Below are 14,138 nucleotides of genomic sequence, written 5' to 3'. Positions count from 1 at the left end.
TTTGTGTCTTTGTGGTTCGTTCCACCCCCTCGCCAAAAGAAATGTATCTTAGAATACATTTTACCCACCAAATCCAAGAGGGCCACTCTATTACCCTTATAATGATAGATAGGACGTACCTTTAAATCAATTGACTTATAACAGCGAAATGCCTCCTCCACTTGAGATAAACTTTTATAAGCTTTAACCGTGGTCGCTGCATCCATCAAGGTTGACTGCAGAGAAGTTCTTAACACATACACACCATCCAAGGCCGTTTCTTGAGCGATTAATTCCAGCTTACGCTGATAGGAAAAGCATCTGACAGGGGGACAAGAGGACTGAAATCCATACATCATAAGCTTTCCATGGTTTTAGCTTGAAAAAGTTCGCCGCACCATCTCTCACTTATTAATAAAATTCCTAGTAAGCTTGCTCCTATCCCTAATTCTTTCCTTAGCTTTTTGCCTAGAATCGCTAGATTTATTTCTAGCGAGAGAAGCTCAAAGCCTTTGTGAGCAAAGCTTCTAGCTCGCTTATCCCCCTGCTATTCCAAAATGGCTTAATTATGGAGCATAAGTGGACTTTAGTCATCATCCCCAAAATCCACATAGGTGAATCCTGTTTTAGCATCGGTTAGGGACTTACGATATTTGTCATAAATTGCCACACCCGGAATATCTTCCGAGAATTGCTTCGGTAGTTTAAAAGAGCTGCGGGGATAGCGTTGCCGAATATCAAGAATGGCGCGATAGGGAAGATACCATTTACGCATTACCTGTAATAATTCAGCAAATTGAGCGTAGGATTTGCCATGTCTGTAGGTAAGGGCAATGTATTGCATCATTCGAGCATAGGTTTCTGGTTTGTTCTTATTATCAGCCACACCGATAATATTTTTCAGCTTCTCAAAAACTTCGTACTTACTAATTACCAAAACAACCAGACTGGAATAATCTAGTGTTTGTTTTTCCCGAAAAGTCTCCAGGATATCAGAAATAGTTCTCAGGACAGAATAGTCCGCTAGTTGGTAGGTTTTAAATAGGGATAAAAGTTTTAATCCTAATTCGTAATCTGCCAGACGTTCTAATTCAGATTGATAGGCTTTTAGGGCAATTTTTCCTTCCTCTGTTTTCACCTGGGGCAGCGTTGACAGTAACTTTTCTGCTACTCTAGCTTGAAAAGCTGCCTTATCTTCGTAGTCAGAAGCAAGCAGAGATTCTACATATTGATAAAAATCCTGTTGTTTAGAACTACGATAACGAAATTCTGTTTGGTCAAGGGTTAAATAACTATTTTTGGCTTCGATCGCTCCTTGCAGTAGTTTAATACTTTGATCTAGTCCTGCGTATTCCTCAATTCCTCTAGCTAGACAGTATTTCATCTTGACAAACATGAGAAATTCTTGACCGCTAAACTTATCACTATCGATCGATTCTGCTTTCTTGGCAAATATTCCCACCGCTGACATTTCCCGATTGTGGACAATCTCTACCAATTCAGGCACCTCTGGCTTTCTTTGAAACAGTTTTCTTAAAATTAATTCTATGACTTTTCTCATCTTCAGTCGCCTCCAGGTTTATTTGAAAAAGTTTTGTTAAAATTAACTCTACCGTGTTGCCCACAAATATAAAGTATAATCTAATTTGGCATCCACTACTGACGAACGACTCCCCAAAAGGAAAACTTCGTCCCTCGGAGTCTGGGCAAATAGCTGATTTTGAGGCATTGAGACACATAGGTTGGGAAAATTTTCCATCATGCTCCTGATTACAGACCAAATTTACCAGCAGCTCTTCACCCACGCAGAATCCACCTATCCCGAAGAATGTTGTGGGTTACTCTTAGGAAAAATTACCGAAACAGCATCCCAAGTGATTACCACGCAGCCCACAGAAAATAACTGGTCCGGCAACAAGAAAAACCGCTTTAGTATTGCTCCAGAAGTGCTTTTACAAGCTCAAAAATCAGCCCGGGAAAACCAGCTAGATATTATTGGTATCTATCATTCCCATCCCGATCATGCCGCCATTCCCTCGGAAATTGATCGTCAATTAGCCTGGTCAGGATATACTTATTTAATTGTCTCCGTAGTTTCAGGACGAGCGATCGATTTACAAGCTTGGCAACTGGACGAAGGCGAACAATTTCAACTGGTGAAAATATTGTAGTCTTGTGGGAAATACCAAACAGCCTTAAGGCAATTCTCCCCGTTAGCAACTTCCCCCCATTCCCCCTGATCAGTGGTTTCCCGGAAGCCCGACATCGGGGGGGCAGGGGGTTGGGGGGTCTTGCCTCGTCTCAACAAGCAATTTAAATGCGCGGGGCAGCTTAGTTATTTTGTTTCTTCCGTGGGAGGTGTGCCATTAGAAGTTCTCAAGCGCTATATTAGGGATCAAGAAAAGCCGTCTTTCTACGACGAGGTTTTAAACCCAAATTTTCGATAAAAGCATCCATACCCATCATTTTTCTACCATCATTCCCCCCCTATCCTCTCTGGTATTATCCCCATGCTTGATGCTGTCATAATTTTATTATTCGTCTTCGCTATTGCCAGTATTGGTTATAGTGGTGTGGACTTGCTGCCGGTTACTGTCCAGTCGCAAATCAGCAATATTGAAGCTTTACGCTGGTTATCGGCGGGTTTTGCCTCAATTATTGGTTTAGCTCTTGGTTTAGTTGCCCAAACTACCTATCGTCGTCTAGAAACCCAAGTACGACAAACTCCGATCGAAGTTATTTTAACCCGTTCGGTCGGTCTAGTTATCGGTTTGTTGATTGCTAATCTGATCCTAGCTCCGATTTTCTTCCTACCGATTCCGGGAGAGTTCTCGTTTATCAAGCCTATAATCGCCATTTTAGGCAGTATTATGTTTTCCTATCTGGGGGTTAGTTTAGCAGATACCCACGGTCGCACTTTTCTGCGTCTGATTAACCCCAATAGTATGGAATCAATTTTAGTGGCAGAGGGAACCCTGCAAGCGGCCGCCACCAAAGTTGTTGACACCAGTTGTATTATCGATGGTCGTATCGAACAATTGTTAGACACGGGATTTATCGAGGGACAGATACTCATCCCCCAATTTATCCTTCAGGAATTGCAGCAGTTAGCGGATGGTAGTAACGACCAAAAACGAGTTAGAGGAAGACGAGGATTAGATATTTTAAACCGGATGCAAGAAGAATTTCCCGATCGCATTGTCATTCATCCGGCCGATTATGAGGATATTAGCACCGTAGATGCTAAATTAGTCCATCTTGCCCAAGAAATTAACGCCACCTTGCTCACTAACGATTACAATCTCAGCAAAGTGGCCAATCTGCAAAAAGTCACCATCTTGAATGTCAACGATCTCGCTCAAGCAGTACGCCCGATCTACTTGCCTGGGGATACTTTGGATCTAAAAATTCTCAAAGCAGGAAAAGAACCCACCCAAGGCATCGGTTATCTAGAAGATGGCACGATGGTAGTGGTAGAAGAAGGAAAAGATTATCTAGGGGGAGAATTGCGGGTAGTGGTGACATCTGCACTGCAAACCTCGGCCGGAAGGATGATTTTTGCTAAACCCCAAAATTCCCTGATTGCTTAAAGGGAATAAAACCAAAAAAGCCTCAAATACAACGCCAGAGGGGATTGTATTTGAGGAATTTCATTTTTTAAGGTAAGTTAAGTCACTAACTGAACTATCTAGCCAATTTATATCTAAATTAGGCCGGTTTATTGATTACAGCCATGGACTGACGAGCAAAACTAAAATAACCATCCCAGAATTGTTTCTGACTATCGAGGGCAACTTTGGTGGCGGTTTCTTGGGCGGTTAGGTAGGATTTCACCCATTCTTGTTGATATTCGAGGGATTTAACCAAAGTTTCTGGAAACTCAAACACTGGTGTAGTCGTGGGAACACCATTACCCCAAGCGGACAGAAGTAGTTTCTGCCATTCGGCTAGGTATTTTTGGTATTCTTCAAGATAATTGGTGTTCATAGAAGTCAAACCGCTAACTAACCCATCTGGAAGGAGATGGTGAGAAAGTGGGGCGGTGTTACCACCTTCTCGAAAGCAAAAATCGCACCGAGATAAAATATAATATTCTATCCCCTCTTTAATTATAACCTGAGTTTGCGATCAGCCCCAATCTTTATGCGATCGTCGTCAGCCCGTCCTATTTTTTGGTGACTGGGAACTAACGCTAAAATAGTCCTACTCTAGCCATTTTCTCCCAACTATGATCGATCGCCCTATTCATGTAATTGGTGGAGGATTAGCGGGGACTGAGGCGGCGTGGCAGATAGCCCAAGCAGGTATTCCCGTGATCCTGCACGAAATGCGCCCAATTCGCTCTAGTCCTGCCCACCATAGCCAATTTTTAGCCGAATTAGTCTGTAGTAACTCCTTTGGTGCCATGGCGGTGGATCGCGCCACTGGGTTACTCCATGAAGAATTACGACGCTTAAATTCTCTAGTTATTGCCCAGGCCGATCAGCATAGTGTCCCCGCAGGAGGGGCTTTAGCGGTCGATCGAGGGGTCTTTAGTCGAAATTTGACGGAAATCTTGGCCAACCACCCTCTAATCACCTTAAAACGTCAGGAGATCACGGAAATTCCCCGGGATGGTATCGTCGTTTTAACCACTGGACCGTTAACCAGTGCTGCTTTAGCCGCAGATCTGCAAAATTTTGCCGGCCTGGACTATCTGAGTTTTTTTGATGCCGCTAGTCCGATTATTCTAGGGGAATCTATTGATCAATCGATCGCTTTTCTGGCCTCTCGTTACGATAAAGGTGAGGCCGCCTATCTCAATTGTCCTATGGATCGGGAACAATACCTGCACTTCTGGCAAGAGTTAAAACAGGCAGAACAAGCAGAATTAAAGGATTTTGAGCGAGAAAATGCCAAATTTTTCGAGGCTTGTCTGCCAATCGAAGAATTAGCCTGTCGGGGAGAGGATACCATGCGTTTTGGTCCCCTGAAACCGGTGGGATTAGCGGATCCCAGATATCCGGATCAACGTCCCTACGCAGTGATACAGTTGCGAATGGAAGATAAAGCGGGGCAATTGTGGAATATGGTGGGATTTCAAACTAATTTAAAATGGGGTGAACAAACACGGGTTTTCCGTCTGATTCCGGGATTAGAAAAGGCCGAATTTGTCCGCATGGGGGTGATGCACAAAAACACCTTTATCAATTCTCCCCAGTTATTATCCTCCAGTCTCCAGTTTAAATCGCGACCGACGCTATTAGCGGCAGGACAGTTAATCGGGACGGAAGGCTATACGGCTGCGGCTGCTGGGGGATGGTTAGCGGGAACTAATGCCGCTCGTTTAGCTTTAGGATTAGAAACGGTGACATTGCCAACCACAACGATGATGGGGTCATTATTTGAGTTTATCAGCAGTGCCGAACCGAAACATTTTCAACCGATGCCGCCAAATTTTGGCATTTTGCCGAATTTTACCAGAAAAATCCGCAATAAACGGGAACGTTACGGTCAATATGCCGAGCGCTCTTTGCAGGATTTAGAAGCATGGATGAATCAGTTAAAAACTCCCTGTCTCGTCTAACTGTCAATCGCTAATCGATCGCCCATAATAGAGAAGGAACCTATTTCTTTCTCTATCGCTATGCCAAACCCCGATTTTTTCCCTCCCCAATCCTATAGTCAAGAGGATGTGCAGGAAATTCTCTATTTGGCTATCTCCCGTCAAGGGGATAAGGGAGAAATTACCCGTCAACAGTTGTTAGAAATTGCCGACGATTTAGCTATTGAAGTTAAAGACTTAGAAGCGGCAGAAAAGGACTGGCAAGAGTCAAAAATGCTCAGTTATAAACGGCAAGAATTCGATCGCTTTCGTCGCGAGGAGCTAAAAAATAAAACCGTTCGCTATCTGATTATTAATAGTTTTTTTATTATCATTAATTTAATTAGTGCGGGAACAATTTCTTGGGCAATTTATATCTTTTTGCTGATGGGTTTACCTCTTTCTCTCTCGGCTTGGAAAACTTTCCAAAATCAAGGAATTGCCTACGAAGAAGCATTTAAACGCTGGAAAATTAAGGAGGAAATGAAAGAGTCTTTTAGCAATCTTTGGACACAAATTAAAAAGTTTTTACAGTTTTAATACTGTTGCCAAATTAAGCCTTTTTTGTTTTTGTGAACCACAGAGACACAAAGGACACAAAGTTGAGCTTTCCACGACTACTTAGGGTCTGCTGAAAAAGTACGGGCGAAGCATTCGGATAGAAAATCTACGGTTTCACCTATAGGTTATTGCCCGAATGCTTCGCCCCTACAGGACGCGGGCCGATGAAGACGCAAGGTTTTGAACGACGATTCTCTCAAAATCTTGCACCTGTTTCGGGAGAAAAGCCCCAAAACCCTTACTTTGCCTACATTTCACATTTATTCAGCAAACCCTACTTACTGTCATCAAAAATATCTAACTGCTGCAGAGAGGGGGAATTATCCGACTTAACTGGTTTAATTTTCTTAATTCCCTGACGCAAACCGATCGCAATTTTACTATGTTTTTCGATTTGACCCATCACCTGCATGGCACGATCGATCACAGAAGCTGGTAAACCGGCTAATCTCCCCGCTTCGATACCGTAGGATTTATCCGCGCCTCCCGGTCGTACTTGGTGCAAAAATACTATCTCATGGGGTAATTCCTTGACTGTTACCTGATAATTGGCTACATTCTCTAAAATTGAGGCTAATTCGTTCAGTTCGTGGTAGTGAGTGGCGAAAATCGTCCGCGATTGCAGTACCGTGGCTAAATACTCCGCCACAGACCAAGCTATGGATAAACCGTCAAAGGTGGCTGTCCCCCGGCCAATTTCGTCTAATAATACTAATGATCTGTCTGTGGCGTGATTGAGAATATTGGCGGTTTCGTTCATTTCCACCATAAAGGTGGATTGGCCAGTAGCGAGGTCATCCACAGCCCCCACCCGGGTGAAAATGCGATCGCAGATGGAGATTTTGGCCGACTTTGCCGGGACAAAACTGCCGGTTTGGGCCAACAATTGAATTAATCCCACCTGTCGCAGATAACAACTTTTGCCACTAGCATTGGGACCGGTGAGAATAATCAAGTCAGGGTATTCTAAACCCTCCTGATTGCCCAAATTAATCGAATTTGGCACAAAAAAGCCGGCCCCAAGGGATTGTTCCACCACGGGATGACGACCATCTTTAATATCGATAAGACGACCATCGGCGATTTCTGGGCGACAATATCCCTGATAAACGGCGATTTCTGCCAATCCGGCCAACACATCCAAAGCGGCGACTTTTGTGGCCACTTCCCGGATTTCTGGGGAAAATTCGGCTACTTGACGGCGTAAATCGCTAAAAATCTCGTATTCTAATTTATTTAATTCATCTACTGCCGTCAGAATTATATTTTCTTTCTCCTTTAACTCGGTGGTGATATAACGTTCCTCATTGACTAAGGTTTGCTTACGCACATAATCTTTTGGGGCGAAATCAGCTTTACTGCGGGGTAAACTGATATAATAACCGAAAGTTTTGTTATAATTAACCTTAAGATTGCTAATCCCCGTTCTTTCTTTCTCTGTCGTCTCCAGATTCTTAAACCAATCGATTACTTCCTGATAGTCGCGCCGCAGGGCATCCAATTGGGCATCAATTCCCTCCCGAATCACCCCCCCTTCCTTGAGGTGCAGCGGGGGAGATTCCACCAGATGCGCTATCACCTGCTGGCCTAATTTTTCTAAATCGGCGGGAATTTGCTGTAAAGCTTTCAAATAGGGCGAATTTCCCGCAGCAACCAAAGCCGCTAAATCGGCCAATTTGACTAAGGATGCCGCTAGGGAAAGTAAATCGCGGGCATTAGCCGTTCCTGCGCCAACACGACCGCTTAAACGTTCTATATCGTAGATTTCCCTTAATTTTTGCCGAATATCTTGGCGCAGGGAGGGATTATCCTTTAACTCTTGGATAGTATCTTGACGGGCGCGAATACCGCGAGAATCTAAGAGAGGTTGCAGTAACCAACGACGTAAAGCGCGACTACCCATGGCCGTGCAAGTGCGATCAATCGCCCATAATAGAGAACCATAGAAGCTACCATCGCGCACCGTTTGGGTAATTTCAAGGTTACGACGGGTTTGCCCATCTAAAATCAAAAATTCCGAGACAGAGTAGGTTTTTAAAGGTTGTAGGGGGACTTGATTGGCTTTTTGGGTCTCTTCAATGTATTCTAATAGGCCTCCGGCGGCGCGAATAGCAAGGGGTAAATGTTCGCAGCCCATCCCCTCTAGGGAACGCATTTTATAGGTGATTAGGAGACGATTTTTCGCTTCTGTGAGAGTAAAGATAGTTTGGGGACGGAGAGAATAACAAAAACTATCGGGTAAACAGGGGGGGAGATGGTCGGATTTTTCCCCGGGGCGCAAAATACGGTTTAAATCGGGGGCATTGATGGGAAAAAGGATTTCTGAGGGCTGTAAACGGGTTAATTCTAGGCTTAAAGCCGTTAAATCGCTGGCTTGGGTGGTGTAGAATTCTCCGGTGGAGATATCTGAATATGCTAATCCCCAATTTTCTCCGGTAATCACCACTGCAGCCAGAAAATTATTCTTTTTTGCGTTTAACATTCCCTCATCGGTGAGGGTTCCGGGGGTGAGCAGTTTGGTGATAGCGCGTTCTACTAGCCGTTTTTCGGCGGCTGCTTCCGTTGAATCCTCTACTTGGTCACAAATCGCCACAGCATAGCCTTTTTCCACCAATAAACGACTATAGCGCTCTAGGGCGTGGTGGGGAACCCCGGTCATGGCGACTCTCCCAATCCCTTTACCCCCTTCCTTGCTGGTAAGAACTAATTCTAATTCTCTGGAGATAATCACCGCATCCTGAAAGAAACACTCGAAAAAATCCCCCACACGATAGAGTAAAAGAGCATTGGGATAGGTTTCTTTTACCTCCACATAATGCTGGTACATGGGGGTGAGTTTACCGCGATCGAGTCCGCGATAATCACGATGGGGATCTTTATTGGTAGCCGGTGGTTCTAGGGGAAAATCCGAGGGGAGAGTCATGGGTGAAGGAAAGCTGGACAATTCTTTATTCAATTTACCGCTCTTGAGAACCTACGATCAAAGAATCCCAATAGCCTCAAGGGATAATGCAAGGTTTTTGAGGGTCTCCATCCGATTTTTTGGCACTAACATCGGATTTTAACAGGTCAAAAGCCTTATTTTACAAGGTTTTTACCATTATTCAGCAAACCCTAATTAGGGGCTGTGGCTTGAATTTTGTTATTGTCATCGGCTAGGGTCTGAATCTCCTGTCTGTAGGCAAAAGGAGCGCGACTGAGAGCATCTTGAAAGAGGGGTTGAGCCTCTTGATTTTTGCCCTGTTCTTTTAGTACGATCGCTGTGGCTAAAATCGGTCGGAAATCGTTAACATCCATTTGTTGAGCTTGTTTATAGGCTGTTAAAGCTTCTGGATAATTTTGCTGCTCGAAATAGATTTTGCCTAAAAGTAACTGAAGGGAAACAATATCGATTAAACTAGCAGAATTATTGGGATCAGCAGCGGCTTTTAAAGTGCGATCAATTGTGTCTTTGACTAGACTAATCGCCTCGATCGGACGGTTTTGGCTGAGAAATAAATTAGTTAATCCAGTTAAAGCCCGTAGATCTTGGGGATAAGAGGCCAAAAGGGTGCGATAACTGCCTGTGGCTCCTGCATAGTCCTCTATTTGCTGTTTTGCTTCTGCTAAAAGTAGTAAATAATCGGATTGTTGGGGGTTAAGTTGCGCTAATTTTTCTAAAGGTTCGATCGCTTGCTTTAAATCACCCTGCTGTAAGCGAATATCTAATAATCCCCGCAAAGCCGTCTGATTATCGGGTTCACGCTCTAAAACCATCTGATAACCCATTGCTTGACTGGCCAATTTCTCTTGTTCCACTGCGGACAGATGACTCTGGCCCGAAGATTGCTGACTCTGGAGAATAGAAGTCAATAGCGGCATGATCGAGAAGGACAACAAGGCCAATAACATCAGGACGAGACCGATGGACAGCCAACGACGGTTAGAGAGAGAGGTTTTCATAGACTGGGGTGCGAGGGAACAAACAGGAAAATGTTATGGAAATCTGGAGATTTGATGAGGAGATCGATCGAATTCCCCGCTCTTTATTGAGTACAATGGGCAAACGGTCAAGACTCAAAAGGGTTTTGACCAGGTTGACAGTCAAAAGATCATGGTTCTTAATATATTAGATGCCAGTAGAGTCGCTCTAGAAGGTTATTGTAACCTCCCAGATCGCTCTTTTGACTTGATTGATTACCAATTTACTATGTGTCTCCGCCGCTAGGAGTGTGATATGAATCGTCCTGGGAATCGGTTTACCGAATCACCGAAAACCCCCCCGACTCCTGAAGTGGAAATTCAGGAAGTCCCCCTTGAATCCCCCCATACCGAAGCTGATTTAGCCGTAGAGTCAGCCACCCCCGCAGAAGTCAAACGTCAACAACCGATCCCCCCTCCCAGTCATCTGCGGCAGTATCGGGCGATCGGTCTCGTCTATGGCCATTATCAGCGATCGGAGGAACAATTAACTAAAGGCAATATTTTAACTGCCGATGGTACTTTGATCGATTCTGTGATTCTCGGCCGGGTAATCAGTTTGGTTAAAAATCATCTCGATCTGGAAAAACCCCATCTCTGGGTAGTTTATCCGCGCACCCGTCAGGAAAATGATGCCCTTCATGTTCAGATTGTCGGTGTTTGGGAACCAGAAACCCTGAAAAAAGAGGATGATCAGGAGATAGAAACTCTCCGCGCTTCTACCCCGGGTTATTTCTCGATTCGAGGTGAAGTCATCTTTACCGAACGGGAAAATCAAGCGGTAGTGATCAAAATCCGACAAATGCCCAAAACTGAAGCAGACAAACCCAAGTTTTTTAAACTAAAATTGCGCGGCACTTTACCTAGTAAACCGGTCAGTCGTTTTTGGGATTTTCAGGTACAACTAAAAGGGGATGCCTTAACTATTTTGGAAGGTTTAGACCTAGGTTTTGCCAGCAAGAAAAAACCGATGGGTAAGGGAGGTTTTAAAAAGCCTTTTGATAAAAATCGTCGTCCTTCGGAGGAGGGAGAAAAACGACCTTTTACCCCCGGACAATCTCCCGTTCCTAGGCCTTCCCGACCGAAACCCGTATCGGAAAACTAATTTTTTTCTAAGGATGGGTTCTGCACCCATCCTTAGGTTGACGTTTTTTTCAGGAGTCATCTGCTCCTTAGTATCTGGGAATGTAAGCGCGAATTCTATAACTATAATCAGTTCCCAAAATCTCGGCGATCAAAACCGCTAACTGAGTGCCTAAAATCGCTTCATCGGCGGAACTAAAAGATTTATAATCTTCTATTAACCATTCTTGACCACCATTAACTAAAGTACATTGGAATGTACCCAAGGATTCGGCGATTTCTGTATGTTCTGTATAGTTTCTCGTTCTTACTTCCCCCCTACTATCTGCCGTCAAACACAATTGATTAAGTTCTGAATAAAACTTAGCAGGAATTTTGTCTAAATCACCTCCTTTAGTTACCCAACGCATGAAAAGATGGAAAGACCAAGGAAGATTGAGATAAACCAAATAACATAAACCCAGTATAACTGTTAAATATAAGGAAGAAGTCAGAAATTTATCATGTTTCCTTTTTCGGGATCGATTTAGACGTTTGGCTATATCTAGCTTTGATCTTTTCATGAATTTTAAGGAATTAAGTAGGTAGGTGTTGAAAATTGTCACATTCCCCCTTATTAAGCTATCCATTTAGTCACATCTTTCTTAACATAAAACTTGACAAAAAAAGAAAATTGTGCAAGAGGGTTCAAGGGAGTTCTATAGGTCAACTAATTGGATGAGATAGCTTCCAAGTTTTGCTGATGTCATGTAACCTTCGCAGTTTCAAATAAATTATTTTAACGCCAGGTTCACCGTCGAAGCCTTAGCGTTTGTGTTAGTGAGCTTGTCGAACTACTTAGCTCACGGCCGAAGCCTAAAAGTCGTCTTTTTCACCTGAAAAACCCGCAAGAGAAGCAATTATTGGCCTCTCTTCGAGATGGTTCAATTTTCGGTTATGAGTTTCTCGGATTAATAAATGAGAGTTAGGATTTCTTGACTGGGCAAATAAATCAAATAGGTCTCCATCACAATCTCTGATGGAGCCAAGAAAAAGGGAGACATTGTACAACATATAGGTAAAATCAAGGGTCTCAGACAAGATAGATCAATACTCTTCCCTAGACGGAAAAAGTATGAAGTGTACAGCTTAGTCTATAGCGGTTCCTGTTTGCGAGAGGTACATTATCAATGTTGAAAAGCTTAATCAGCAAAGGTTTAACTGTACCACACAGGCTTGATAAACGCCGTGTCTATCTCTATCATATCATTTTTTAGGATTAAATCTTCAAATTATTTCTGTGGGACTCCTTACTGCTCTAGTTAGGCGATTAAATCGATTAACTTTTGTTTTAAAGTTTCCAGTCCGATCCGACGAATAGCCGAGATAAAAACAGCTTGGGGATATTTTTCCTTAGCTATTTCCAAATCCTCGCTTTTTACCCGATCCAACTTATTAAACACCATTAACATCGGACCGGTTTGAATCGGCATCTGGGAGAGGATTTTTAATACCGAGGCAATCTGACTTTCCCAAGCTGGATGGGAGAGATCCACCAGATGTAGTAATGCGTCTGCTTCCGTTACTTCCTCTAAAGTTGCCCGAAAAGCATCCACCAGCGAGGGGGGTAATTCATGGATAAAACCCACCGTATCGGTTAGTAAGAGGGGGTGAGAGACTTGGGTGAGGGGATCGGTAATAGTTAAGCGTCGAGTGGTGGGATCAAGGGTAGCAAACAGTTGATCGGCGGTATAAACTTCGGCAGCGGTGAGAGCATTAATTAAAGTAGATTTTCCCGCATTGGTGTAACCAACGATCGCCACGCTGGCCACCTCTTGTTTTTGCCGTTGTTTGCGTAAACGGGAACGATGAGCTTGCAGTTGATCCACCTCATCTTGGAGACGGGATAAACGACGTTGAATAGTTCGACGTTCTGTTTCTAATTTTGTCTCCCCCGGTCCGCGAGTGCCAATTCCTCCCCCTAATCTCGACATGGCTAATCCGCGCCCGGTGAGACGGGGTAAAGTGTATTCTAATTGGGCTAATTCTACCTGTAGTTTACCCGCTTGGGATTGGGCCCGTTGGGCGAAAATATCCAGGATCACCTCGGTGCGATCAACCACTCTCACCCCGATTTGGTTCTCTAGATTGCGAATTTGGGCGGGAGAAAGGTCGCGATTGAACACGACTAAGTTAGCCCCCGAAGTTTGCACCTGTAAGGCGATTTCTGCCACTTTTCCCGAACCGATCACTGTTTGAGGATGGGGATGATCCCGTTTTTGTCGGGTGACTTGCAAAACTTTGCCACCGGCGGTATCAACTAAACGTTCTAATTCGCTTAAACCGTCCTCAAACTGGCGATCGCTCATGTTGTCGGTCATTAAACCAACCAATAGCACCCGATCTTCGGCTGTATCAACGGTTATAGCGGTAAATTCTCGCTGAAACTCCGCCTCTAGTCCTTCCACTAACTCTAAAAAGTCCTGTTTGCTTAAATCCTCTAGATTTAAGGGCGGGGAGACAGACCAGTATATATTACTATTGACATTTGTTTGACTTTGTGGTGTGAGATGCGCCAAATAGACTTGCTCCACATAACCGGTCGCCCCACCACCGCGACGGATCATGCCTGTACCAGTTAATGTTAGGATCACCAGTGCGTCTAATCTTTGCAAAGCCATGGCCGTTAAACTGGATTCTTTTGGCGGTTCCTGCTTAAGTTCCGTGGCGATGCAACGAATTCCGCAAAGACGTTCGGAACCGTAGCGGGGTAACTCCAAGAGAGAAAATTGCGTTTGTCGGGGGGTTCCTACTCCCACTCGAATTACCTGGCCGCGACGGTTGATATAGGTGCAGAGGGGTTGATGGATATCGGTACTAATGGCCGCGAGTCTTTGGGCGAATTCTGGGGTGGTGAGAGTGTCGATAGGCAAGCGTTCATGATACAGCCTTTGTAGCTGTTTCATCTGACTAGCTTTCAGTCCCTGGGTAT

At 44.1% G+C, this 14,138-nt stretch carries 11 protein-coding genes and 1 pseudogene; 5 read left to right on the top strand and 7 right to left on the bottom strand.

The window, feature by feature from the left end; genetic code table 11:
- Window positions 1-83: 83 nt before the first annotated feature.
- Both ACE3JL_RS17840 and ACE3JL_RS17835 read right to left on the bottom strand, forming a co-directional pair.
- A pseudogene (locus ACE3JL_RS17840) lies at window positions 84-296 on the bottom strand (tail length tape measure protein); the annotation flags it as partial.
- Between the two features lie 269 nt (window positions 297-565).
- Window positions 566-1,540 carry a hypothetical protein gene (locus ACE3JL_RS17835; protein WP_375328047.1) on the bottom strand — a complete coding sequence of 325 codons (975 nt, stop codon included), beginning with the start codon at window positions 1,538-1,540 and terminating at the stop codon, window positions 566-568.
- Window positions 1,541-1,739: 199 nt separating this feature from the next.
- Here ACE3JL_RS17835 and ACE3JL_RS17830 point away from each other — a divergent pair, with 199 nt between their 5' ends.
- Together ACE3JL_RS17830 and ACE3JL_RS17825 are read left to right on the top strand one after the other, a co-directional pair.
- A complete protein-coding gene (locus tag ACE3JL_RS17830) occupies window positions 1,740-2,150 on the top strand; it encodes a Mov34/MPN/PAD-1 family protein (RefSeq protein WP_375328046.1) in 411 nt (136 codons plus the stop codon).
- A gap of 339 nt (window positions 2,151-2,489) precedes the next feature.
- Window positions 2,490-3,569: a PIN/TRAM domain-containing protein gene (locus ACE3JL_RS17825; protein ID WP_271990920.1), complete on the top strand. Its 1,080-nt coding sequence runs from the start codon at window positions 2,490-2,492 to the stop codon at window positions 3,567-3,569.
- A gap of 118 nt (window positions 3,570-3,687) precedes the next feature.
- Here the strand turns inward: ACE3JL_RS17825 and ACE3JL_RS17820 are convergent, their stop codons facing one another.
- Window positions 3,688-3,966, bottom strand: a complete 279-nt coding sequence (locus tag ACE3JL_RS17820) for a thylakoid-associated protein (RefSeq protein WP_151695539.1) — start codon at window positions 3,964-3,966, stop codon at window positions 3,688-3,690.
- Between the two features lie 241 nt (window positions 3,967-4,207).
- Between ACE3JL_RS17820 and trmFO the strand changes: the two genes are divergently transcribed.
- Both trmFO and ACE3JL_RS17810 read left to right on the top strand, forming a co-directional pair.
- Window positions 4,208-5,545 carry an FADH(2)-oxidizing methylenetetrahydrofolate--tRNA-(uracil(54)-C(5))-methyltransferase TrmFO gene (trmFO, locus tag ACE3JL_RS17815; RefSeq protein ID WP_375328045.1) on the top strand — a complete coding sequence of 446 codons (1,338 nt, stop codon included), beginning with the start codon at window positions 4,208-4,210 and terminating at the stop codon, window positions 5,543-5,545.
- Between the two features lie 60 nt (window positions 5,546-5,605).
- Entirely contained in the window at window positions 5,606-6,103 is a 498-nt protein-coding gene (locus ACE3JL_RS17810; protein ID WP_375328044.1) for a 2TM domain-containing protein, read from the top strand.
- Between the two features lie 295 nt (window positions 6,104-6,398).
- Here the strand turns inward: ACE3JL_RS17810 and mutS are convergent, their stop codons facing one another.
- Together mutS and ACE3JL_RS17800 are read right to left on the bottom strand one after the other, a co-directional pair.
- Entirely contained in the window at window positions 6,399-9,047 is a 2,649-nt protein-coding gene (gene mutS / locus ACE3JL_RS17805; RefSeq protein ID WP_375328043.1) for a DNA mismatch repair protein MutS, read from the bottom strand.
- A gap of 191 nt (window positions 9,048-9,238) precedes the next feature.
- A complete protein-coding gene (locus tag ACE3JL_RS17800) occupies window positions 9,239-10,066 on the bottom strand; it encodes a lipopolysaccharide assembly protein LapB (RefSeq protein ID WP_271990913.1) in 828 nt (275 codons plus the stop codon).
- A gap of 274 nt (window positions 10,067-10,340) precedes the next feature.
- On the opposite strand from ACE3JL_RS17800, the gene ACE3JL_RS17795 reads away from it, so the two are divergent.
- Window positions 10,341-11,189 carry a hypothetical protein gene (locus ACE3JL_RS17795; RefSeq protein WP_271990911.1) on the top strand — a complete coding sequence of 283 codons (849 nt, stop codon included), beginning with the start codon at window positions 10,341-10,343 and terminating at the stop codon, window positions 11,187-11,189.
- Window positions 11,190-11,256: 67 nt separating this feature from the next.
- Here the strand turns inward: ACE3JL_RS17795 and ACE3JL_RS17790 are convergent, their stop codons facing one another.
- Together ACE3JL_RS17790 and hflX are read right to left on the bottom strand one after the other, a co-directional pair.
- Window positions 11,257-11,730 (bottom strand): hypothetical protein, encoded by a 474-nt coding sequence (locus ACE3JL_RS17790; RefSeq protein ID WP_375328042.1) that lies wholly within the window; start codon window positions 11,728-11,730, stop codon window positions 11,257-11,259.
- A 738-nt stretch (window positions 11,731-12,468) separates the two neighbouring features.
- Window positions 12,469-14,112 (bottom strand): GTPase HflX, encoded by a 1,644-nt coding sequence (hflX, locus tag ACE3JL_RS17785; protein ID WP_375328041.1) that lies wholly within the window; start codon window positions 14,110-14,112, stop codon window positions 12,469-12,471.
- Window positions 14,113-14,138 lie beyond the last annotated feature (26 nt).

This window comes from Microcystis sp. BLCC-F210 (genome assembly GCF_042134685.1).
GTDB classification, from domain to species: domain Bacteria; phylum Cyanobacteriota; class Cyanobacteriia; order Cyanobacteriales; family Microcystaceae; genus Microcystis; species Microcystis aeruginosa_D.
Note: the sequence above shows the minus strand (reverse complement) of the source record. Positions and strands in the feature narration are given on the sequence as shown.

Excerpts from the sequence above, each read along its gene's own strand:
- ACE3JL_RS17790 (WP_375328042.1), bottom strand. The coding sequence starts at position 11,730 with ATGAAAAGATCAAAGCTAGATATAGCCAAACGTCTAAATCGATCCCGA.
- trmFO (WP_375328045.1), top strand. The coding sequence starts at position 4,208 with ATGATCGATCGCCCTATTCATGTAATTGGTGGAGGATTAGCGGGGACT.
- ACE3JL_RS17800 (WP_271990913.1), bottom strand. The coding sequence starts at position 10,066 with ATGAAAACCTCTCTCTCTAACCGTCGTTGGCTGTCCATCGGTCTCGTC.
- mutS (WP_375328043.1), bottom strand. The coding sequence starts at position 9,047 with ATGACTCTCCCCTCGGATTTTCCCCTAGAACCACCGGCTACCAATAAA.
- ACE3JL_RS17820 (WP_151695539.1), bottom strand. The coding sequence starts at position 3,966 with ATGAACACCAATTATCTTGAAGAATACCAAAAATACCTAGCCGAATGG.
- ACE3JL_RS17835 (WP_375328047.1), bottom strand. The coding sequence starts at position 1,540 with ATGAGAAAAGTCATAGAATTAATTTTAAGAAAACTGTTTCAAAGAAAG.
- ACE3JL_RS17830 (WP_375328046.1), top strand. The coding sequence starts at position 1,740 with ATGCTCCTGATTACAGACCAAATTTACCAGCAGCTCTTCACCCACGCA.
- ACE3JL_RS17795 (WP_271990911.1), top strand. The coding sequence starts at position 10,341 with ATGAATCGTCCTGGGAATCGGTTTACCGAATCACCGAAAACCCCCCCG.
- ACE3JL_RS17825 (WP_271990920.1), top strand. The coding sequence starts at position 2,490 with ATGCTTGATGCTGTCATAATTTTATTATTCGTCTTCGCTATTGCCAGT.
- hflX (WP_375328041.1), bottom strand. The coding sequence starts at position 14,112 with ATGAAACAGCTACAAAGGCTGTATCATGAACGCTTGCCTATCGACACT.
- ACE3JL_RS17810 (WP_375328044.1), top strand. The coding sequence starts at position 5,606 with ATGCCAAACCCCGATTTTTTCCCTCCCCAATCCTATAGTCAAGAGGAT.